The organism is Amycolatopsis jejuensis, assembly GCF_000717335.1.
Taxonomy (GTDB): domain Bacteria; phylum Actinomycetota; class Actinomycetes; order Mycobacteriales; family Pseudonocardiaceae; genus Amycolatopsis; species Amycolatopsis jejuensis.
This window is the reverse complement of record NZ_JNYZ01000011.1, coordinates 38,723-59,911: the sequence shown is the minus strand read 5'-3', so window position 1 is coordinate 59,911 and position 21,189 is coordinate 38,723. Positions and strand designations below refer to the sequence as shown.

At 68.2% G+C, this 21,189-nt stretch carries 20 protein-coding genes and 1 tRNA gene; 5 read left to right on the top strand and 16 right to left on the bottom strand.

Annotated features, from left to right (window positions below):
- The first annotated feature begins 19 nt into the window (after nucleotides 1-19).
- Nucleotides 20-1,342, top strand: coding sequence for an MFS transporter (locus OO71_RS15460; RefSeq protein WP_051791591.1), 1,323 nt, complete (start codon nucleotides 20-22; stop codon nucleotides 1,340-1,342).
- A 67-nt stretch (nucleotides 1,343-1,409) separates the two neighbouring features.
- Here the strand turns inward: OO71_RS15460 and OO71_RS47425 are convergent, their stop codons facing one another.
- From OO71_RS47425 to OO71_RS15445, 3 genes are read right to left on the bottom strand one after another with little or no spacing between them, the layout of a single operon-like run.
- On the bottom strand, nucleotides 1,410-2,114 hold the full coding sequence (locus tag OO71_RS47425; RefSeq protein ID WP_051791590.1) for an SDR family oxidoreductase: 705 nt from the start codon (nucleotides 2,112-2,114) through the stop codon (nucleotides 1,410-1,412).
- The gene (locus OO71_RS15450; RefSeq protein WP_033290474.1) at nucleotides 2,114-3,079 is read right to left on the bottom strand and encodes an amidohydrolase family protein; all 966 of its coding nucleotides are present in this window, start codon (nucleotides 3,077-3,079) and stop codon (nucleotides 2,114-2,116) included. Before OO71_RS15450 ends, OO71_RS47425 begins: the two co-directional genes overlap by 1 nt.
- Nucleotides 3,076-4,644: a bifunctional 3-(3-hydroxy-phenyl)propionate/3-hydroxycinnamic acid hydroxylase gene (locus OO71_RS15445; RefSeq protein ID WP_033290473.1), complete on the bottom strand. Its 1,569-nt coding sequence runs from the start codon at nucleotides 4,642-4,644 to the stop codon at nucleotides 3,076-3,078. The genes OO71_RS15450 and OO71_RS15445 overlap by 4 nt, the downstream gene beginning before the upstream one ends.
- Nucleotides 4,645-4,743: 99 nt before the next feature.
- Here OO71_RS15445 and OO71_RS15440 point away from each other — a divergent pair, with 99 nt between their 5' ends.
- On the top strand, nucleotides 4,744-5,616 hold the full coding sequence (locus OO71_RS15440) for an oxidoreductase (protein ID WP_033290472.1): 873 nt from the start codon (nucleotides 4,744-4,746) through the stop codon (nucleotides 5,614-5,616).
- Nucleotides 5,617-5,620: 4 nt separating this feature from the next.
- On the opposite strand, the gene helR is transcribed toward OO71_RS15440, so the two are convergent.
- Nucleotides 5,621-7,861, bottom strand: a complete 2,241-nt coding sequence (gene helR / locus OO71_RS15435) for an RNA polymerase recycling motor ATPase HelR (protein WP_033290471.1) — start codon at nucleotides 7,859-7,861, stop codon at nucleotides 5,621-5,623.
- 1,125 nt (nucleotides 7,862-8,986) lie between these two features.
- Nucleotides 8,987-9,448 carry an SRPBCC family protein gene (locus OO71_RS15430; protein ID WP_033290470.1) on the bottom strand — a complete coding sequence of 154 codons (462 nt, stop codon included), beginning with the start codon at nucleotides 9,446-9,448 and terminating at the stop codon, nucleotides 8,987-8,989.
- A 44-nt stretch (nucleotides 9,449-9,492) separates the two neighbouring features.
- Between OO71_RS15430 and OO71_RS15425 the strand changes: the two genes are divergently transcribed.
- The gene (locus tag OO71_RS15425) at nucleotides 9,493-10,092 is read left to right on the top strand and encodes a TetR/AcrR family transcriptional regulator (RefSeq protein WP_033290469.1); all 600 of its coding nucleotides are present in this window, start codon (nucleotides 9,493-9,495) and stop codon (nucleotides 10,090-10,092) included.
- A gap of 52 nt (nucleotides 10,093-10,144) precedes the next feature.
- On the opposite strand, the gene OO71_RS15420 is transcribed toward OO71_RS15425, so the two are convergent.
- The 3 genes from OO71_RS15420 to OO71_RS15410 form a co-directional block, all read right to left on the bottom strand.
- Nucleotides 10,145-10,606, bottom strand: a complete 462-nt coding sequence (locus OO71_RS15420) for a hypothetical protein (protein WP_033290468.1) — start codon at nucleotides 10,604-10,606, stop codon at nucleotides 10,145-10,147.
- 404 nt (nucleotides 10,607-11,010) lie between these two features.
- A complete protein-coding gene (locus OO71_RS47420; RefSeq protein ID WP_156096312.1) occupies nucleotides 11,011-11,529 on the bottom strand; it encodes a hypothetical protein in 519 nt (172 codons plus the stop codon).
- 105 nt (nucleotides 11,530-11,634) lie between these two features.
- Nucleotides 11,635-11,895, bottom strand: coding sequence for a hypothetical protein (locus OO71_RS15410; RefSeq protein WP_033290467.1), 261 nt, complete (start codon nucleotides 11,893-11,895; stop codon nucleotides 11,635-11,637).
- Between the two features lie 159 nt (nucleotides 11,896-12,054).
- Here OO71_RS15410 and OO71_RS15405 point away from each other — a divergent pair.
- Both OO71_RS15405 and OO71_RS15400 read left to right on the top strand, forming a co-directional pair.
- A tRNA-Ile gene (locus tag OO71_RS15405) sits at nucleotides 12,055-12,131 on the top strand.
- Nucleotides 12,132-12,261: 130 nt separating this feature from the next.
- The gene (locus tag OO71_RS15400) at nucleotides 12,262-13,245 is read left to right on the top strand and encodes a tyrosine-type recombinase/integrase (RefSeq protein ID WP_033290466.1); all 984 of its coding nucleotides are present in this window, start codon (nucleotides 12,262-12,264) and stop codon (nucleotides 13,243-13,245) included.
- 360 nt (nucleotides 13,246-13,605) lie between these two features.
- On the opposite strand, the gene OO71_RS47415 is transcribed toward OO71_RS15400, so the two are convergent.
- The 8 genes from OO71_RS47415 to OO71_RS15360 form a co-directional block, all read right to left on the bottom strand.
- Entirely contained in the window at nucleotides 13,606-14,283 is a 678-nt protein-coding gene (locus OO71_RS47415) for a helix-turn-helix domain-containing protein (RefSeq protein WP_051791588.1), read from the bottom strand.
- 39 nt (nucleotides 14,284-14,322) lie between these two features.
- Complete coding sequence (locus tag OO71_RS15390) at nucleotides 14,323-15,372, bottom strand: 3-oxoacyl-[acyl-carrier-protein] synthase III C-terminal domain-containing protein (RefSeq protein ID WP_033290465.1); 1,050 nt, start codon at nucleotides 15,370-15,372, stop codon at nucleotides 14,323-14,325.
- On the bottom strand, nucleotides 15,372-15,566 hold the full coding sequence (locus tag OO71_RS15385) for a hypothetical protein (RefSeq protein ID WP_033290464.1): 195 nt from the start codon (nucleotides 15,564-15,566) through the stop codon (nucleotides 15,372-15,374). Before OO71_RS15385 ends, OO71_RS15390 begins: the two co-directional genes overlap by 1 nt.
- A gap of 68 nt (nucleotides 15,567-15,634) precedes the next feature.
- Nucleotides 15,635-16,123, bottom strand: a complete 489-nt coding sequence (locus OO71_RS15380) for a cupin domain-containing protein (RefSeq protein ID WP_033290463.1) — start codon at nucleotides 16,121-16,123, stop codon at nucleotides 15,635-15,637.
- Nucleotides 16,120-17,124, bottom strand: a complete 1,005-nt coding sequence (locus OO71_RS15375) for a hypothetical protein (protein WP_033290462.1) — start codon at nucleotides 17,122-17,124, stop codon at nucleotides 16,120-16,122. Before OO71_RS15375 ends, OO71_RS15380 begins: the two co-directional genes overlap by 4 nt.
- A gap of 189 nt (nucleotides 17,125-17,313) precedes the next feature.
- Nucleotides 17,314-18,036, bottom strand: a complete 723-nt coding sequence (locus OO71_RS15370) for a hypothetical protein (RefSeq protein ID WP_033290461.1) — start codon at nucleotides 18,034-18,036, stop codon at nucleotides 17,314-17,316.
- A gap of 21 nt (nucleotides 18,037-18,057) precedes the next feature.
- Nucleotides 18,058-18,849, bottom strand: a complete 792-nt coding sequence (locus tag OO71_RS15365; RefSeq protein ID WP_245633679.1) for a L,D-transpeptidase — start codon at nucleotides 18,847-18,849, stop codon at nucleotides 18,058-18,060.
- A gap of 107 nt (nucleotides 18,850-18,956) precedes the next feature.
- Nucleotides 18,957-20,867, bottom strand: a complete 1,911-nt coding sequence (locus tag OO71_RS15360) for a S53 family peptidase (RefSeq protein ID WP_084144971.1) — start codon at nucleotides 20,865-20,867, stop codon at nucleotides 18,957-18,959.
- Between the last annotated feature and the right edge of the window lie 322 nt (nucleotides 20,868-21,189).

Sequence of the window (21,189 nt, the reverse complement as noted above, 5' to 3'; positions counted from 1 at the left end):
TCGACGAGGAGGAAAACGCATGAACAGTCCGGTCCGCGATCGTTCCGGCACGACGCTTCCGGTGGTCGTCGTCCACCGCGCGCCGAAGACGGTGCTGCTGCTCTGTGCGGTGGCGCTGTTCCTGGAGGGTTACGACATTTTCGTCTACAGCGCGGTCGTGCCGAGCCTGCTCGGCCGTGCTGATTGGCAGCTTTCCCCGGCTTTCGCCGGGGTGATCGGGTCGGGGGCAGCCTTCGGCATGCTCGTCGGCGCACTGCTCGTCGGATTGCTCACCGACCTGCTCGGGCGCCGCCGGATGTTCCTCGCCGCGGTCACGGTCTTCTCCCTCGGCATGGTGCTCAGCACGATCGCGCCGACGCCGGAGACCTTGCTCGTGTTCCGGGTGCTCGTCGGCATCGGCTGCGGTGGTTTCATGCCGACCGCACTGGCGACGGTGGTCGAGTATTCCCCGTTGTCCCGGCGGAATTTCAACGTTTCGCTCGCCCTCACCGGCGCCGGGCTCGGCGGGGTTGCCGTCGGGTTGCTGGGCATCTGGGTACTGCCTGAATTCGGGTACCGCGCGATGTTCCTGATCGGCGCGGTCCCGGCGGTGGTGCTGTTGCCGGTGGTGTACGCGAAACTGCCGGAGTCACTGTCCTATTTGGTCGCCCGAGGAAGGATTTCCTTTGCCCGGCAGACCATCGAACGGTACCGGCTTGCCGTGTCCCTTGAGGACGCTCCGGCCGGTGAACCGGGGGAGCGGGCCGAGGGCGCGCTGCGGTCGCTGTTCTCCCGGCGTTTCGTCGGCGCGACAACGGTGTTCTGCCTCGGGACGGTGTTCTGCATGGTGCTGAACTTCGGCGCGAATACGTGGTTGCCGACGCTGATGATGAAGGCCGGGTACGGCTTGAAGTCGTCGCTGGCATTCCTGGTTGCGTTGAATGTCGGGGTGGTGGCGGGGTCGCTCATCGCGTCCCGGTTCGCTGACCGCCGTGGGCCGAAGCCGTTGGTACTGGCGGGATTCACGACGTCCGCGGTGTCGTTGGGATTGCTGGCATTGCATCCGCCCGCCGCGGTGGTGTACGTGCTCGTGGTGCTGGTCGGCTTCGGTGCGGCCGGTACGCAGAACCTGATCAACTCGTATTCGGCGATTTACTACCCGGCATTCAACCGCGGTACCGGCCTCGGAATCATGCTGGCGGTCGGGCGCGTGGGGGCGATCGCCGGTCCGGCTTTCGGCGGGTTGTTGCTGGCGCGCGGGTTCAGTACGAGTCAGAATTTCGTGGCCTTTGTGATCCCGGCAGTGCTGGCGTTGCTGGTGATGGCGTTCGGTCCGCGGGTTCCGGGGGCCGGTCGTACCTGAGATACGAGGGGCCCGCACGCTCCCCGGGAGTCGGAACTGGATTCTCAGTCCGGCTCCCGGGGATTTCCTATTTGACCGCCAAATGCCGTGCTCCGACGGCGACCACCGGATCCGCAGGCGGATTGAGCGCGGCAGCCCAGATCTGCTCCGCAGTGTCCACTGCGGACGCCAGCTCACCACGCCGGTGCAGCTCCCGGAAATGCCCGGCCAGCGGGTCGTCCTCGGGCGCGTTGTCCATGACCGCGCGCAACATCGGAGTGTCCACTGCGTACGGAACCACCGCCACTACCCGCGATCCTTCGGCCGCCACAATGCGTGCCCAGTGCTCTACGGCGGCCTTCGCGGCGCCGTATTGCGACATTCCAGGGATCACATCGGTGGCCGACGGCGACGAGCACACCACGAGTGTTCCGCGCACGCCTGCCTTCGCGCACCTCTGCAGAAACCCTTGCCCCAAGGCAAAAGTGGAGCCTGCGTTGAGGAGGAAGGAGTCCAGATAGGACGCTGAGTCCACAGTGGTCACCGGCCCGACCGGAGCGGTGACCCCGGCCAGATGGAGAAGATAGGCCTCGTCGACCCCGCTGAGGTGGGCCTCGATGTCGTCCAGGGTGACGGCCCAGCCGTCGGGTCGCGAGAGATCCGCGGCCAGATGCCGACCGGCGGCCGGAATGCCTCGGCACACCCCCGTCACGTCGATCCCCTGAGGCGCGAACTGGGCGCATGCCGCCCCGATTCCGCTCGACGCCCCGGTCAGCCATGCGATGGCCGCCATCAGCCGCGACCCAGCTTGCGGGGGAACAACTTTCCGGCATGACCGCGGAGAACGTCCTGGTAGACGCTGTCCAGATGCTCGCTTTCGCGGAGCTTCCTGGCCAGCGGAATGACCTCGTCCAGAGGTGTGAAGGTCATGTCGGAGCCGTAGAGAACGCGGTCGGGGCCGACCCAGGACAGCAGCGCGGGCAGGAGCGTCGGCAGTGGCGCGCCCGCGAGGTCGTAGTACAGCTTGGCGAATTCGGCCTGCACGTCGACGTCGTTGCCGTTCGCGCCCAGCAGCCGCGACACCCAGGCCACGCGTTCGGCCAGGACCGGCAGCGGGGCGCCCGCGTGCGAGACGATCCAGCGGATCCGCGGGAAATCCCGGGTGGCGCCGGAAAGGACGAGGTCGGTGAACGCCCGCGTCGTTTCGAACGGGAATTCCAGCATCGGGATCGGCCGTCCAAAGGAGACGGACTCATGGTTCGGCGGCGCCACCGGATGCACCAGTACCACGGCCTCGCGCCGGTCGAGTTCCGCCAGCACCGGACGGAAAAGCGGGTCGGCCGGATAGCGCCCGGCGTAGTTGGTCACCATCGTGATGCCATCCGCGCCGAGTTCGTCGTATGCGCGACGGATTTCCGCGAGCGCGGCGTCGACGTCCGGCAGCGGCAGCGACGCCAGCAACCCGAAGCGGTCCGGACGGTCTCGCGCCGCTTCGGCACCGTCGTCGTTCACCTTGCGGGCCAACGTGATTGTCGCCGCAGGGTCCGGTAGCAGCACGCCCGGAGAGGAGATCGACAGCATCGCGGTGGCGATGCCGAGCGTGTCCATGCCACCGATCTGGCCCGACGCGCTCCACGTCGGCAGCGCGGGGATGTTGTCCGGCAGGCCTTGTCCGTCCAGCGCGTCCCGATAGGACGGTGGCAGATAGTGCGTGTGCACGTCGATGGCTCCCTCGGCGAGGCCGAGCACGGTCGTCATGAATCCTCCGATACGACGAGCTGCTGCCGGAGATCGGCCAGCAGCGCGGACAGGTCTTCGATGCGGCGCACCGAGCCGAACACGTAGAAGTCCGGGCGCACCAGCACTGCGTCCACTCCGGACTCGACCAGCCAGCCGGTGAGCCGTCCGTCGAGGTCCACTGTGGAGTGTCCAAGAGCAAGGGTGCGGATGCCGAAGGCTGCCACGGTTTCACGGTCAGTTGTGGACAGGTGCGGTTCGGCGCGGGTGATGAGGCAGAAGCCGTTTCCGAGAACGGAATCGGCAAGACCCTGCCTGCCGTCGTGCTCGATGAGTCCTTGTACACCAAGGGAACCGGCCAGTGGATCATCGTGCCTGATGCCGCCGGAAAGTCCCGGCATCGGCTCGGGCGGCGGTGCTTGCCCGGACCGGAACGCACGGTCGCGTTCGGCCGCGGCCTCCGGGTCGAGCGTGCAGCTGACCTGGCCCATTCGCAGGGAAACCTCGATGGTGCGGCGGTTTTGGCCGTACCGTTCCTCGGTAATGCTGTCGAGAATGGTGTCCGGGCTGGTCCCCTTGAGCACGAGATCAAGTTTCCACGACAGATTTGCCGCATCGCGAATTCCCGAGCACAGCCCTTGCCCGATGAATGGCGGCATCACGTGCGCGGCGTCCCCGGCAAGCAGAATCCGCCGCTCCCGCATGGTTTCCGCAAGCCGTGAACTGAACTGGTACACGACATGCCGCTCCAGCCTCGCCTCGCCGGGTTCCAGCCACGGAGCGAGCATTCGCCACACGGCGTCGGCGTCGGCGAAATCCTCCGGGCGTTCTCCCGGCAGCAGCATGAATTCCCACCGGCGATGGTGTTTGCCGACCCGCGCCGACATGTGCGGCCGCCGGGGGTCGCACCACTGGGTCGAATCGCCGAGCTTCGCGAACAGGCGCTCGGCCGTGGCCGGATCATCGAAGCCGACGTCGGCGACGAGCCAGTGCACGGCAAAGCCGAGATCGTCCTCGCCGATCCCGGCCAGTGTGCGGACCCGCGAGTTCGCGCCGTCCGCACCCACCACGTAACGGGCCCGTACGACGCGTTGCTCGCCGGTGCGTTCCAACCTGCCCTCGCCGAGCTGGCGAGTGCGTTCCAGGGTTGCGGTAACGTAGTCAGGTTCTTGTTCCAAAGCGACCAATTCCCACCCCTGGAACAGGTCGACCTGCTCCGCCTCGCGCAGGCGCGCGTGCAGGGTCCGTTCCAGGGTCGGCTGATAGAAGAGGTGCCCGATGACGTGACCGCTCGCCGCGAGCGTGTCGGCTTTGATTTCGAGGATCAGCTCACCATCCGCGCCGCGCCAGTCGTAACTGCGCATTTCGACCACGTCGTCGCCGAGGGCGGCGGTGACCCCGAGCCGGTCGAGCGTCCGGTGGATCTCGTGGTCGAAATGCGCGGCCCGCGGCCGGGGGTAGAGGTCCGGCCAGCGTTCGGCCACCGCGATGCGGTGCCCGTCGCGGGCGAGGAGGGAGGTGAGGATCTGCCCGACCGGCCCGTAGCCGGCGACGAGCACGTCGTACGTCGCTTCGTCGAAACGCATGTGCGGCTCCTTCGTCCTCCTGAGGCTAAGCCGGACGGCAAGAGTCGTCAATCATGATGAGAATCGACAATCATGACAGTTGGCGGTACTGTGCCCTCCATGGACGCGACGCAGCGACCCCAGACCTGGCTCGTCACCGGCTGTTCGTCCGGATTCGGGCGGGCGATCGCGGAGGCGGCCCTCCGCCGTGGACACCGGGTGGTCGCCACTGCCCGCGACCCCGAAACCCTGGGCGACCTGGTGCGCGAGTGGCCGGACCAGGCGATTGCGCTCGAGCTCGACGTCGCGCGCGCCGGGCAGCCCCCGGCCGTGGTCGCCGAGGCCACCGCCCGCACCGGCGGCATCGACGTCCTGGTGAACAACGCCGGTCGCGTGCAGTTCGGCGCGCTGGAGGAGGTCAGCGACCGGGAGCTGCGGGACCTGTTCGACGTCAACGTCTTCGGGCCGGCCGAGCTCGTCCGCGCGGTGCTGCCGCAGATGCGGGAGCGGCGCAGCGGCACGATCGTGCAGATGTCGTCGATGGGCAGTTTCTTCATCTCGCCCGGGCTTTCCGCTTACACGGCCACGAAAGCCGCGCTGGAGGGGCTTTCCGTGACGCTCGCGCAGGAGGTCGCGCCGTTCGGCATCCGCGTCGTGGTGCTGCAGCCGGGCGGGCACCGGACGTCGGTGTTCTCCGCGGCCCGGCTCGGCACCGAGCAGCGGATTCCCGCGTACGAGGACGTCGTCGGGCCGAATCGGGAGTTCGTGACCGGGTTGCACGGGAAACAGGAGGGAGATCCGGAGCGGGCAGCGGAAATCGTGGTGGACGTGGCCGGGCTGGACCGTCCGCCGCTGCGGGTCCCGCTCGGGGTGGACGCGTTCGAGCGGATCACCGAGGCGCTCGAAGCGATCGACGGCAACATCCGGCAGTGGGAGGCCGTCGCGCGTAGTTCGCGGTTCGGCGCCGGGCGCGTTCCGCTGCCCGGCGCCTGAACCTTCAGCGTGCCGCGAGACTCGTCAGCACCTCCGGCAGGGGGTTGCGGTGCAGGACGCCGAGCCGCTGGGTCGCGCGGGTGAGGGCGACGTACAGGTCCGCGGCACCGCGCGGGCCGTCGGCGAGGATGCGGTCGGGGTCCACGACGAGGACAGCGTCGTACTCCAATCCCTTCGTTTCCGTGGGCAGCACCGCGCCCTTGATGCCCGCGGGTCCGATCACGACGCTGGTGCCTTCCCGACCGGCCTCTTCTTGCGCGAATTCCTCGATGGCGATGGGTAATTCGTCGTCCGTGACCTGCCTTGACCACGGCTTCGTCCCGGACGCGCGCACCGATTCCGGCGGTTCGACCCCCGGTGCGAACTCGGCGAGCAGAGCCCCCGCGACGGCCATGATTTCCGCCGGGGTGCGGTAGTTGACGGTGAGGGATCGGTAGAGCCAGCGGCCGGGCACGTACGGATCCAGCATTGCGCCCCACGACGTCGCGCCTGCCGCGGACCGGCGCTGGGCCAGGTCGCCGACCACGGTGAACGACCGCGCCGGGCACCGCCGCATCAGCACCCGCCAGTCCATTTCGGACAGTTCCTGGGCTTCGTCGACGACCACGTGCCGGTAGGTCCAGTCGCGGTCCGCGGCGGCACGTTCGGCGAGGTCACGGGTGTCGCGCTCGACGAAACGGCCGGCCAGGTCCTCGGCGTAGAGCAGGTGCTCCGGGGCGAGCATGACGTCCTCGTCCATTTCCTCGCGGTCGAGCTTGAGGATGTCCATCACGCCGGCGGCGTACTCCGCCTCGGCCTGTTGCTCTTCGGTGAATTTTCGTTTGGTCGTGTGGTCCGGTTTCGTGCCAAGCAGGTCGACGAGCTCGTCGAGGAGGGGGACGTCCGACACCGTCCACGCGTCGCCGTCGGTGCGCGCCAGGTTCGGGTCGGCGCCTGCTTTGGTGAGCTTTTCCGGGGAGGAATACAGCTGGGACAGCAGGGTTTCCGGGGTCAGGATGGGCCAGAGATCGTCGAGGGCTTTCGTGAAGACGGGGTCGGCGGCGAGCTCTTTGAGCAGGTCGGAGCGGAGGTCTTCCCAAGCCTCGCGGTCGTCGCGGGTGAGCCAGCCCTTGCCGATGCGGGCGATGGCGCGTTCGGTGAGCACGTACGTCACGATCTCGGTGAACACGGACCGGGCCTCGTTGTGCGGCAGGCCACTCGCGCGGGCCTCGTCGCGGGCCCACTCGGCGGTTTCGGCGTCGATGCGCACGGTGACGTCGCGCAGTCCGATGTGGACCGGTTCGGGTGGCAGCTGCTGCCGGTCCGAGATGGCCGCGGCGAGGACGTCGAGCATCTTCCGCGATCCCTTGAGCCGCGCGGCTTCCGGCCCGTCCTCGGCGGTGACGTGCATCCCCGGCACCAGGCCGCCCGGCGTGGTGAACACCACGTCGGACTCGCCGAGCGACGGCAGCACGCGATCGATGTGCCCGAGAAACGACGGATGCGGCCCGACGACGAGCACGCCATGCCGCTCCATCCGCTCGCGCTGGGTGTAGAGCAGGTAAGCGACCCGATGCAGCGCGACGACAGTCTTGCCGGTGCCCGGACCACCCTCGATCACGACGACGCCAGGGTGGTCGAGCCGGATGATCCGGTCCTGCTCGGCCTGAATCGTCGCGACGATGTCCCGCATCCCCTCGCCACGGGGGGCGTTGAGGGCGGCGAGGAGGGCGGTGTTTTCGGTTCTGGTGCTTTCGGTGGTGCTTGTTTCGGTGAAGTTTTCTCCGGTGGGGTTTGCTTCGGTGGAGGTTGGCCCGGTGGGGGTTGGGCCGGTGAAGTTTTCATCGGTGAACGAGGTGAGACTTCGCCCTTTCGTATGGAATTGCCGCCGCCGCTCCGTCCCTTCCGGTTGGGCCGCGGTGGCGGTGTAGAATGGGCGGGAGGCCGGTGCCCGCCAATCCAGCAATACCGGTGCGTAATCGTGGCCCTCGTCGAAAAGCCCGATCCGCCCGATGTAGGAACGCTCGCCGGAAAGGGCGTCGAGCCGCCCGAAACACAACCCGGAATCGGCGACGGACAGTCGTCGGGTCTCCTTGACCATCGCGCGAACCTCGACGTCCCGCTCGCCGGGAGTCTCGTCGTTCCGCTTGAGAGCAGCGTTGAACTGCCGTTCGGCGCGGTCCCGTTCGGCATCGAGCCGCCGATAGAGGTCGGCGACGTAGTGCTGTTCGGCGAGTAATTCCGCTTCGTACCCCTGAGTTGACACATGCCCCTCGCTGCTGTTATTCTTGTCCTAGATTCGGCGCGTACTTCTTTGTAGTTTGTGAAGACGTGTCGATTTTTTATTGTCCCAGTGGTGTCAAGTGCTGGTTTCTCTGCGGGTTTGGGTTTTTGGGGACTTGTCGGATCGGTCGGGTTGGGGTCGGCGGGACCGGCCGGATTCAGTTCGGAACCAATCGGGCCCTGGCCGAGGTCATCTGGTCAATCCGGAATCACCTGGCCCCAGCTCGACTCATGCGGCCGCGACCCCGATCTCGGCGACCGCACCTCCGCCTCGCGATACGCCGGACCACGGCGCCGGTGCCGATGGTCCAGCTGGCCCGACCGAGTTCGACTGGCTCGACCCAACCCGGCCACTGGTTAGGCCTGTCCGGCGGAGTTCGGCTTTCCGGCCCGATCGAGTTCAAACCGGTCTGGCTGAAACGCGATCAGCCCGGCCCGACCACTCACCCAAGCCGTCCTGCGCGGCCCTGCCCCATCCACTCAACCCCGCCCAGTCGGAATCAACCCGACCGGCTCGGCCTGACGTCGGCCGGGTGAGCCGGATCGGCGGTTCGACTCTCGCCAGGTTCGACGGGTCATCGTGACTTCCCATCACCTGCCTGTCACCTCGACTCGAGAGCTGCGGTGTCCCGCGAAGCTCTCACCGGCCCATGAGCCCCGATTTCTTGCGAGCTCGGCCGTTCGCGCCCATCTGTGCCGCCCGTGGTGTGCCCGGCCCGTCGCGCCCGCACATCGGCGCCGCGGGTCTCACGCGCTCACATTCTGGCGGGCTGCTCGATCGGCGGCGCCCGTTCCGACCGCGTCGTGGTGTCCGTTGGCGTCCGTGGGCAAGCGTGTGTTGTCGGCAAGATTCGCACTGTTCGACTCCCGCCTCGAATTTCGTTGCGAGTCGCGATTGTGCGGCATGGACCGGGGCTTGCGGCAAGCCCCGGGGTGCGCTATATCTTGAAAAGGGCGGGGAGATCATTTTTCATCACACACCGGATCCGGTGCCGATTGTTGCTGCGTGCTTGTTGTGTGCCGCAGGCGTTGTCGGCTTGACGCATACCCGTCGCAACTGGCAATTCGGCGTGGGTAAGCAGGTCCTCGCCGCGGAGGGCTGAGGGGGTTACCGGCTTGGGTGGTCCGCTGCTGTCGCCAGCTGGGCCAATGCGGCGCACTTCTCCGCGAAATGCCGGACCACATCCCTGCCGATGATCTGCACCATGACCATGCGCAGGGGGCCGGTCAGGGTGACGTGCTGGGTCAGCGCGGTGGCGCCGTCGGGCGCCGGGACGAGGGCGAAACCCAGATCCATGTGTCCCAGCGGGACGGGCTGGCGCAGGCCGATCTCGAGACCCGGGGTCCAGGTCGTGACGGTGAAGCCGTCGGCGATGCGCGCATGTACTCCGCCTCGGACGCGGCCGCTCGGGTGGAAGAAGCCGGCTGAGCCGGCGGCTGGTGGTGCGTGGAGTTCGACGCGCGCGAGGTCGGGGTCCCAGCGCGGCCAGGCTTCGACGTCGGCGAGTACGTCCCACAGCGCGGCCGGGGTGACGGGCAGGGTGCGGGTCGAGATTCTGTCCCAGGTCATCCCCCGAAGATATACGGAACTGACAGTCTCGTAAACTGTGATCCATGACGGGCAACCGGCGCGGGCGGCCGCGCGAACAGGGCATCGACGCGGCCGTGCGGACGGCGGTGAACGCGCTGCTGGAGGAGGTCGGTTACCAGCGGTGCACGGTCGATGCGATCGCCGCGCGGGCCGGGGTCGGCAAGGCTGCGCTCTACCGCCGCTGGAAGTCGAAAGCGGAGCTCGTGTTCGCGGCGGTCGTGCACGACGATGCGCTCCCGCCGCCCCCGGACACCGGCACGTTGCGCGGCGACGTCGCCGGGGTGATCGCCGACATCCAGTCCTCTTTGGACAATCCGCAGGCACGCAACGCCCTACCCGGGCTCCTGGCCGACATTCAGGCCGACAACGCCCTGAACCCCCGCCGCGGCGAGCTGTTCCTGGTGCGGGAACGGGCGTATCTCGTGGAGGTGTTCGACCGCGCGATCGCCCGCGGCGAGCTGGACCGGCACCCGGATCTGGTTGCCGTGCATGCGATTCTGCTCGGTGCGGTCTTCGCCTGGCTGTACCTGCTGCGCGAACCGGTTCCCCCGAACGGGCTTGCTGACGCGCTCGCTTTGCCGGTGCTTGCTGGTATGATCGAATCAGGGACCGCAAGCACATAACCGTACTTCCCTTGTTGTGCTTGACGTGCACGGAGCTGCCGTCGAGCGGGCGTCAGCTGCCGATCACGAGGTGGAATCCTTCGCGCACGGCGTCCTGGCGGTCCATCCAGATCACGCCGCGATTGGCGTTGCCGGCGTGGAATCCGTAGCGCTGTGTCCTGGGCACGCCGGTGAAGGTGAACGTGTACTCCGCGGATCCGGCCGACGCCGAGGAGTTGCGGCGCAACGTCGTCACGGCAATGGTGCGGCCGGTTTCGTCGACGAGGGTGGCCTGCGTGCCCTCGTGGAAGTCGCCGTACCCGGAGCAGTAGCTGAGGCAGTGCACGGTTTGGGTGCCGGAAATGGTGAAGGAGGTGGTCATCGCATCGACGATTGCGGCCCAGGAGGCTCGCTGCTCGACACTGCGGTCCGGCCGGTCGCGGCTCAGAAAGGCGACCCCGGCGGCGGCTCCACCTACGACGACCGCGGCAATGACAACGGCAATGGCAATGCTCGCGGCAGTTCGGGTGATCATGGTCTCTCCTCGGGGATTTCAGCGGCGGGGTGGCTTGGCGGCGGATGGTTTGGTGGTGACTCGGCGGTTGGTTGGTTGATTGGTTGGGCAGCAGTCAGCACGCCGGGGTGGCTGACTCGGCCGCGGTGAGCTCAGTGGCAACTGGATCAGCGGCGGCCAACTCGGCGGTCGCTGGATCAGTGGCGGCCAGTTCGGCGGCAGCTTGCCCAGCTACCGCTCCGTCAGTGGCAGCCAACTCACCTGCGGCCGGTCGGGCAGCCACCTTGTCGGCAGCCACCGGCCATCGTTGACTCACCGGCCGACCCCGAGCATCGCTGACTCACTGGCCGCTCACCCGACCATCGCTGACTCACCGGTAGCCACCGGCCATCGCTGACTCACCGGCCGACCCGGCCATCGCTGACTCATCGGCAGCTGACGTCCGTGATCGTGGCGGTCACCTTGGTCTTCGAGCTCCGGGTGCTGAGCGAGGTGCGATCCACCCGCAAACCGGTGCCGCCCGTGCCGTACGCCGTTTCGATGAGTTCGCCTGATTCGTCGCCGGTGATGGTGTACGTGATGTCGCACGTGAAGGTGCTCAGGGTGCGGCTGCCCTGGTACGTGAACGACGGCTCCACCACCACGTTGCAGCCCGCGGAACCGAAGCACTGCTTCGACATCACCTTGAGGTCCATCGTGAAATCCGCGGCGGTCGGCGGGGGAGTGGAGGTGTACGTCGGCGGGGTTGCGGTGGTGGTGAACATGCTGTGGTACGGCGCTGCGGCCGGTTGCGGGTCGGGCTGGCGGGTCAGGACCACCGCCAGGACGCCGCCCAGTGTCAGGATTCCGGCGGCCAGTGCGGTGGGCAGCAGCCAGCTCCGGTGTTGGCGGGGAATGGGGATCGGGGTGGTGGGGAGATCGTCCGGCACGGGTGGAGTGGTCATCTGGGGTGCTCTTTCGAGGAGAAGGCAGTCCCCACTACTCGCAGTTTCGGTGGGTGCCGTTACAACGCGTCACGAATCGGCGGACTCGGTGGCGTCGGTCGAAATTCACCGGCGGGGCCGCGGCGACGGGCGGCGCGGCGGCAGTTCTTCGGCGAGGATTGTGTTCAGCCGGGTGTTTGCGGTGCCGAATGCGCGGTACGCGGCACGTAGCAGAACGGCCCCACCGACCGCGACCACCGCCGCGAGGGATGCGACCGCGCCGTGTGCGACCAGGAGATCGCGGTAGTGCCGGGCGAGATACCCCAGCGCAAGCCCGACGACGAGCGCATCGAGGAGCGCAAGCGGGACACGTGGTGGGGTGGCCATGCCTGCTCTCCTCGCGGGCGCCTACCCTGCAAATCTAGCTGCCCGCGACCTTCCCGCGGCGCAGGTAGACCTGATCGGCCTACGGCATCGGACCAGGTGGAGCACTGTGATAGGTTGAATCGAACTGGGGATGATGTGCGTATGCGAACGCGCACCCTGGGGCCGGTAGCTCAGTTGGTTAGAGCAGAGGACTCATAATCCTTTGGCCGTCGGTTCGAGCCCGACCCGGCCCACCATGTGGTCTTGCACAGGCTGCTGACCAGGGAAAATGCGCCAATAGATGATCTTGGAGTGCGTCTCGTCGAAAGTGCCCGAGTGGAGCACAGCGCTTGGAACCCAAGGGATCTTCGGAGTACGACTGATTCCATGACCGCCGTGGAGTCGCCCGTAGAGGCGCTGGAGCCCGATGACCTTAGGGAGCTGGTTTCGGACTGGAGAACGCATCTGAGGGCCAAGAATCGCGCCGATTCCACGATTGACGCCTACCTCGAGAGCGTGGCCATGCTCTGCGATTACCTCGAGGATGAAAACGTTTCGATGGTGGCCACCGACGTCGGGCGCAGGGAACTCGAACGCTATTTCGAATATCTCCGGCAACGGCCGAATTTCCGCACCGGTGCGTCGCTCTCGCACAACTACATCGCCAAGCAGTATCGGCACTTGCAGCAGCTCTATCGATGGCTCGATGACGTGGAAGAAATCATCGAACTGTCCCCGTTCTACAAGATGGAGGTTCCCCAAGTCCCGGACAACCCGCCGACGGTGCTGCGGGAGCCCGAGCTGAAAGCGCTGCTGGCGACCACAAGAGGGAAGGGATTTGTCGAACTCCGGGACCGAGCGATCATGCTGGTGTTGACCGATTGCGGGGTCCGCATCGGAGAGCTGGCACCGTTGTGTGTCGCCAACCCGGTCGAACGTGAGCGCGGCAGTTTCGACTTCGACGTTGATGTCATTCGGGTTCTGGGAAAGGGCCGTCGTGCGCGCGATGTGCCTTTCAACCCGGCGACGGGGGAGGCGTTCAGACGCTACTTCCGTTCCCGCGCGCGTCATCCGTATGGCAAGCGCACCACTGCGGCTTGGCTCGGCCGCTATGGTGCGCTGAACGAATGGGGCATCAGGTCAATGCTTGATCGTCGAGCGGAGCAGGCAGGCATCGGGCCGGTGTTCCCGCACCTCTTCCGGCATACGTGGGCGCACCGGTGCAAGCTGGCGGGGATGAGCGACGAAGCGATGATGCGGATCGCCGGCTGGCGAAGTCGGCAGATGCTTGAACGCTACGGGGCCTCAGCGGCGGATGAACGCGCGCAGGCGGCGCATCGGAAGCTGAACCTCATCGAGGCGCTGCTCTAGTCTGCGATGTCTTGCTGGGTGCGATGGTGGCGCCCGCGCGCTCGGGAACTGCGGTAGGCGAGCCTTTGGAAGTACGCGCACTTGGCCGCTTCTGCTTGTTTCCGCCGCGTTGCTTCGTCCAAGATGCCTTCCGGGTCGACCTGCCTCTCGAAGCGGTCCAGCGCGGCTCTGCGTGCCGGCTCGGTCCGAGCCGCTCGATCGGTCGTGCGTGACCAGGACACATGGGCGGCTGCCCGGGCGCGCATCGATCGCTGCACGGGCGTAAGACCTCGCTCATGCTTGTCATGGTTTTCCATACGGTCCTCCAGCGTCGGCGGGCGTGGCGGGGAGGACGTTCGTCGAACCTGACGTTCGATCGGTTCAGATTCGGCTGAGCGTGCGGGCTGCGCGACCCGAAACCGAATCGGGTTGCTTGGCGGCTGGATAAGTCGTCATCACGAGGTGCTGGATTTCTGCTGGATGGCAGTCAGGGCACCGTTTGACGTTGCCGTTCTCGTCGGTGGTGGAGCGGGTGGCGATGGGGTCGCCGGGGCGTGCGTCGCAGCCGCCGCAGGGAGGTGGGATGTGCGTCGGTGCGCGGGGCGCGGGCGGGCGTTGGTTCATGGATGGTTGAGGGATGTTTCGGGGGCAGTGGTTGCCCCTCGTTGGGGTGTTGTTTGCCGCCCGTGGGGTGGTGTTGTGCCCCTCGTGCTGGTCGGCGGTCGGCACGGTTTGCCCCTGGTTGGGGGTGGTGGTTGTCATGGTGAGGTCGTAGCCGTTGGGGCGGCGGTCGGCTCGGTGGACGTGGGCGGCGACGATGCGGGGGTCGGCGGGGGTGATGAGGCCGAGTTGTTGGAGGTGGCGCAGGGCGTAGCGGACGGATCGTTCGGTGAGGCGGGTGTAGGCGGTGAGGGTGGCGAGGGAGGGGAAGGCGTTGTGGCCGTCGGGGTCGGCGTGGTTGGCCAGTCCGATGAGGACGACGGCGAGGCTGGATGCGTCGCGGCGGTGGTGGGGGATGTGGGCGTGTTTGAGTGCCCAGTTGATGGCTTCGATGCTCATGGGGGTGGCCTGCTTGCGGTCGCGGATTGCGTTGGGGGGTCAGGCTGTTCGGGTGCGCCAGGGTGCGTGCAGCGGTGGCGCTGGGAGTGTCGTGGGGATGTGGTCGATGCGGAGGATGGCGGTGGTCCAGGTCATGCCGATTCCGATGCCGATGAGGGCGATGTGGTCGCCGGGGTGGACGGCGTGGTGGGTGAGGCCGACGATCTGGTCGTTGGGTCCGAGGTGGCCCCAGTGGTTTCCGGCGTCGTGGAGGGTGCGTTCGGCGGGGATGTTGAGTGGCCGGAGGCAGTGGGTGTCGAGGAGTTGCCTGCCGTAGTGGGGGAGTAGTACCCACGCCAACTGGTCGGGGGTGAGGTCGGCGTCGGCGAGGGCGTTTTTCGTGGCGGTGCGGATGCCGTGGGTGTTGCGGGTGTTGATGGAGTGGGTGCCGACGGTGGCGAGGTATTGGTGTTTTCGTTCGCGGATGCGTTCGGGGCCGGGTTCGGTGGTGCCGGCGGGGAGGAAGCGGTGGTGGCCGCGGTGGAGTTGTTCGAGGGTGGGGTCGGTGTAGGAGGCGGTGGCGAGGATGCGGGCGAGTCCGGGGGTGCGGCCGAGGATGAGGGCGGATCCGCCGTCGCCGTAGGCGATCCCGTGGTCGGCGGTGAGGTGGTCGAAGGCGGGTGGGCCGAAGACTTCGCCGCCGGTGAGCAGGATGTGGTCGAGGTCGGTGCTGCCGGCGAGGATGCGTCCGGCGAGGTCGATGCCGGCGATGAGGGAGTTGGACATGGCGTTGAGTTCGGCGGTGAGACCGGGTCCGGCGGGCAGCCCGAGGCGGGTGCGGATGTAGGTGGCGCGGGACCAGAAGTCGATGCCGCGGCTGCCGCGCCAGATGGCGCTGTGGAGGTGTAGTTCCGGGACGGGCAGGGGTCCGTGGGTGATCTGGGCGAGGGTGGAGAGTGCGGCGTGGCCTGCGCGGACGGCGAGGTCCATGCCGGTGGTGCGGTGGGCGATGGAGATGGATTGCTGACCGGTGGGGTGTTTCGGATCGACGGGGACGAGGTCGCCGAGGGCGGCGCCGATGCCGCGCAGGTGCAGGGATGGCCAGCGCATCAGGCTTGTCCTTCGCTGCGGTCTTGGGTGTGGAGGTCGGTTTCGATGGCGGCGATCGAGGTGTAGTAGGTGCGGAGTTGGCGGAGGGTGATGCCTGCTTGTGCGGCGATGTCGTTGAGCGCGACTGGTGGTGCCGAGGGTGGGGATTGGGCCGTGAGTAGTTCGCGGGCGGCGCGCAGGATGTGGGTGCGCACAGGTATCCTCCCAGGCTTTCGCGAGGTGTCGGGTCAGCGGGGAGGGCGGGTAGCTGGCGTGGGTGGGTTCAGCGGCGTCGGCGGGCGGTGCTGGCTCGGCGTTGGGTGATGCGCTCGAGGTGTTCGGCGCGGAGGGCGACTGCGCGGTCTGCGACGAGCCCGGCGTGGTCGGGTGCGGGGAGTGTGCCGCTGTCGATGCTGGGGTCGGTGGTGACGATTAGCAGCAGGACGGCGGCGTTGAGGCTGAGGTTGACCACGGCGTAGGGGACGTCGGCAGGGACGTAGACGAGATCGCCGGGTTCGGGCAGGGCGGGGACCATCGTGGGGCCGGAGAGGACGGCGGGGTAGCCGCTGAGCGCGATGAGCGCAGTTTCTGCGGTGCGGTGTCGCTGGGGCGGCAGGACACGGCCGCCGGGGAGGAGCGCGCGGACTGCGGAGATGCCGCGGACGGGGATGGTCGGGGCATAGAGGATGTGGGTGGCGAGAGCGCCGTCGGGTAGGGGGCGGGTTTCGGCGCCGCGGGGGCGGCAGTGCACGGCGAACCTGGGTGTGTTCATGCGGTCCGCTCCGTCTTGCGGTGGTGGGCGAACCGGCGGTGCGGTGCGGCCGCGAGGGTGCGGGCGAGTGCGGCGTTGGATTCGGTGTCGGCGGGGGTGCGGCGGCCGTGTCCGCAGGCTGCGGCGACGGCGGTGACGGGACGGTCGAGGGCGTTCTCGGCCAGCTCGAGCGCGCGGGCGGATTCGGGTCGGTGGTGCTCGTCGACGAGTCCGGCGATGACTTGGACGTCGTCGGGGAGGTGGGTGAGGGGTCGGTAGTAGGCGGCGCCGGCGGCTGGTGCGGTGGTGCCGGTGCACATCGGGATGTGGACCGGGGGCATGGGCAGTCCGATCCGGGCCAGCTGCCGGTGGACGGCGCGGATGATGCGGACCGCAGGGGCGAGGGTGGGTGGGATGACGAGGGGTTCGTGGTTGAGGTCGCCGTGGCACAGGTGCAGGATCCACGCCGTCTCGGCGGGGCTGGCGCGGATGAGGCGGGTGATCTGGTGGGCGAGGAGCCGGGCGGCGGCGGGTTGCAGGGGTCTGGGGATGCGGTCGAGGAGGGTGAGGGTGGCGGGGGTTTCGAGCTGGAAGACGATCTCGTCGTGCCAGCGGTGGTGGATTTCGGTGATGTCGTGCAGCAGTGCTTCGCGCAGGACGTTCAGGTGGGCGAGGGTGCGCAGTGGGGTGCCGAAGCAGATGTAGGCCAGGTCGAGGGTGCCGGGGATGGAGACTTGTGCAGGGGGCAGTTCGCGGGGGCTGGTGAGGGTGCGGCGGGCGGCGATCACGGTCGTGGTGTGGACGGTGCGGCGCAGGGATACGTCTTCGGGGGCGAGGCGGTGTCCGGGGGTGATGCGGTAGCGGGGGTAGGTGTCGTAGCTGCTGGCGTCGCCGGTGCGGACGGGTTGGAGGGCATCGACGTGGTCGAGGACGTAGAGCCAGTCGACGATCCAGCGTGGGTCGGCGTCGCAGGGCAGGGATGTCAGCTCGTGATCGAGGGTGTGGTCGAGGATCCATTGCATGCCTGCCTGCGGGGTGGGTGCGAGGTGCGGTGGCAGGGAGCCGGATCGCGCGCGGGTGCTCGGTGTCGGTGGTGTGGGTGTCGGGTTGTGTGGCGGTCATGAGGGTCCTCCCGAAGGTGTGCGGTGACGGGGAGGGCGTCACGTCGGATGGGGTGCTCGTGGTCCGCGCGCGGGCCACGAGCACCTGGGTCAGCCGGTCACGGGTAGGTGGCCGGGGCGTGGGGTGGGTGCGGGTGCGGGTTGGTATCCGGGGTGTCGTGGTTCGTGGCCGCGGTCCGCGGGGTGCCCGCTGGGGCCGGGTTGTTCCGGCGGGGCTGGCCGGTGGCCGGGCTGGGTGGGGGTGCTGGTGGGGCCGGGGTGGGTGCTGGGCGGCGGTTCGGTGGGTGGGGTGCCGGTGCCGCAGGACACGGTCGCGACCGACACTGTGATCGCCGGCCCGCCGGGGGTTTTCACCGTGATGGTGGCGGCGGTGGCTTTCGGTCCGCCGGAGGCGCCGGGGGTGACGGTGAGGTTGCCGGTGGAGTGTTTCGGCGCCTTGACGGTGGTGACGCCGTTGCGGCAGGTCGCGGAGAAGGGGCCGACGCTGGTTCCGCCGACTCGGACACTCGCAACGGTGGATTCGGCGATTCCCGCGCCGGCGCGCAGGTTGATGCCGCTGGCGACCACGGCGCCGCTGGGCGACGATGCGGATCCGCCACCGGTTGTGATCGCGCCGCTGCTGGAGACGGCGGGTGCTGGGCCGAAATGCTCGCCGCCGCTGACCGAGATGCCGGATGCGCTGGAGCCGGAATCGGCGGCGAGTGCGACGGGTTTCGGTGCCAGGGACGCGATTCCGGCGGCAGTACCGATCACGAGAGCACCGACGCTGGTGAGGGCGAGCCGGACGGTCCGTGTGTGGGCGGGTGTGGACATGGGTCTCCCTTGGTGGTGTGTTCAGTGGATGAGGACCGGGGTGCCGAGGGGTACGTCGGTGGCCAGGCGGTGCAGGGCATCGGCGGGAACGCGGATACAGCCGTCGCTGGAGCGAGTACCGAAGACGCTGGCGTCGGGCCAGGTGTGGATGCCGGTGGTGCCGGGTCCGCCGCCGAAGGTGTCGTGGCTGGTCGAGTGGATCCCGAGGGGCAGGATCACCGGGCTGTAGGTCTGCTTCGGGTCAGTGAGAGACGCCAGCACGAACGTGCGCCCGGCCGGTGTCGGTGCGGATGCCTTGCCGACTCCGATGGTCCAGGCGGCGAGTGTGGTGTGGTCGCGGATCAGGGCGAGGCGGAACGCCGCGCGGTCGATGTCGATGCGCACCGGGGTCCGTGCGGTGGCCAGTGAATCGTCTTGTGTGGACAGCCAGCCGGTGGAGCTGTTGGGGCGGGAGGGAAGCAGGACTTGCACCCATCCGTCCTCGCGCGCGACGACGGGTACCCACGTGTCGGAGGTGATTTCCCGGATCGGCAGTATCGCGAACGCCGCGGCACCGGGTGCCCGGTAGATCGGGACCGGTCGCTGTGGATGGACCACGGTTCCGTCCGGGGCGTCGGAGGTGTTTACGTCTGCGGGTGCGTCGGGGATGGTGCTGTAGGTCGTGGCCTGGGGGAGTTGCTCGAGGTGGGTGACGGGTTGCGGCACGACGACGGTGTTCGTGGTCGATGGGGGAGCGTTGTCCGGGACCGTGGGGTGGTCGGCAATGTTGTTCACTGCCAGGCCGACCGCGAATCCGCCGACGACGAACAGCACACCGTACGGCCAGGTTCTGCGTCGAATTGAGAGCACGGGAATCGGTCTCCGGTCTGGGAAAGGTGGGTGGTGCGGGCCAGCCCCCTGGCCGGGCCCGCACCACCGGTTCACTTCGCGGCGAGCGCTGCGACGAAGCCGGGGTCGGGGGTGCCGACGCCGGTGACGTTGTCCCAGCCCGGTCCGCTTTGCAGCGTCTGCGGGCGGGCGTCGAAGTCGATCAGGTAGTCGCCCTGTTTGCCCGGCACCGCCACCCCGGACAGCCCGTGCATCGCCGGCGTGAACACCCCGGCCTTGACGGGGGTGACGTCCTTGATTCCGTTGCGCAGCCCATAGATCGCGGGTGTCAGAAGTCCTCCGCGGGAGCCTCGGGTCTGCTGGGCGTCGGCGGACAATCCGGCCAGGATCGGTGCGGCCAGGGAGGTGCCGCCGAAGGAGTAGAGATCGAACTGTCCCTTGACCGTCTGTCCCACCAGGAATCCGGTGTAGGAGTCGGCGAGGGCTGCGATGTCGGGCACCGCGCGGTGCCCGTGGCTGGCTGCGGTGGGCACGACCCCGTTCTGCCAGTCCGGCGTGCCGTAGAGGGCGGAGGTGCCGCCCCCGGCGCCGCCGGCGAACGGGCCGTCGGCGTCCTGCTGCGGAGTCCAGCGGCCGCCGGTCAGGGTGTTGCCGCTGTTTTCCCAGCCGGTGACCACGACCGGCGTGTTCTGCTGATCGAGCCCGACACTGGTGCCACCGACCGCAGTCACCCACGGGCTGGACGCCGGGAAACTCACCGTCGCGGTACCGGTGACTCCGGCGTTGGTGCCGGCGTCGCCGGAGGACACCATGAGCGACTGGCCCTGGATCGCGGCCTGCAGCGCGATCGAGTTGAACTGGTCCCGCACCGCGGGCGGCAGGCTCCGCTCCCCGTCGGCGTTGCCCCAGGAGAACGACAGCACGTCCGCGGTGTTCTCGGTCACGGCTTGGGTGACCGCGTCGTACAGCCCGCCGAGGCAGGACTTCGCGGCGTAGTAGCGGATCTTCGCGTCCGGCGCGATCGTGTGTGATGCCTGAACGTCCAGGGTTTGCTCGCCGGTCCAGGAGTCCGGGTTGCATTGCTGCTGATCGGTGAATCCGCCCGGCGGCAGGACCGCGGAGTACTGCCCGGCCTTGAGCGGCGGGACGCCGAGCTGGGTGGCGGCGCGGTTGGTGTCGTCGGCGACGGTGGCGAAGTTGTAGGCGCCGACGATGCCGATGGTGGTGCCGGACCCCTGCTCGCCCGAGCCGAGCCCGTACATGGCGCGCAGCGAGGTGCCGGTGTAGCCGCACAACGCGTTCGACTGCGCTCCGGCCGGGTATTTCTGGGGGACGTCGGTGTTGTTCTTTTCGCCCCACCAGCGAGCACACTGCTGCTCGGCGCTGGTGGCGTTGGGGGTGGTGTGCTGTGGCCGGATCGTGGCGCCGCTGTCGTCCAGTCCGATGACCGCGCTGACAATGCCGTGCAGGGAGCGGGGAATCGTGATCGGCGTCTCGGGTGCGGTGAGCGTGTGCGTGCGACCGCTGACGGTGCTGCGATAGGAGGCGAGATGCGTCCCGAAGGCGCGTTCGAGGTCACCGGTGGTGGCCGACACGTCGAGGAGGAGCCGGTTCGCGCTGACGCCGGTCACCGTCAACCCGGTGTGTGCCAGCCAGTTCCGTACCTGGCGAACGGCATCGTCGGTTGGGCCGAACCGGTCGGTGAACTGCGCAGCGGTCAGGAAATGGCCACGGTCGGCATTGCCGGGCGTGGACACGGCTGCGGCCAGCCGCTCGGCACCGTGGACGTCGCGCAAGGACAAGGCAACCTGGACGTGACGTACCGCGGACGCATCGGCCGTGCCGACCTTCGCCGATGGCGTGGCCCAGGCCGGGGTGCTGCCGGCGACGACACTCCGGTCGTTCGTTCCCTCCGCGGGACCGGCGGCGATCGCCGGTGCGACAGCTGCGGAGGTGAACGCCAGCGCCGCGGCCAAAGCCGCGGCGGGCGGTGAGAAGCGCATGGGTATCCTTACGGTCGATTTCTGGGCAGGGCAAACAGCGCCGGTTAATGGGCGCAGGAAATGGGAATGGTTCGCCGGTTGCACGGCGGAGAATGGATCGTCCACTCAGGACATACGCGGGCACGAGGACCGTTGCGGCGGAACATGAAGTGCGCGGTCCGTTGTGGGCGGTGCTCGCGTGCGGCGAGGCGAGTGGCTGCGCTCTCTCGTATCGCCCGGATAATTTTGTGGTGGCTCGACGGCGCACTGCGGACACCACGGATCAGCCGGAAACGGGCAGTCCGTCGGGGTGCGGGCATGCGTCATCGGCCCGACGTCAGTC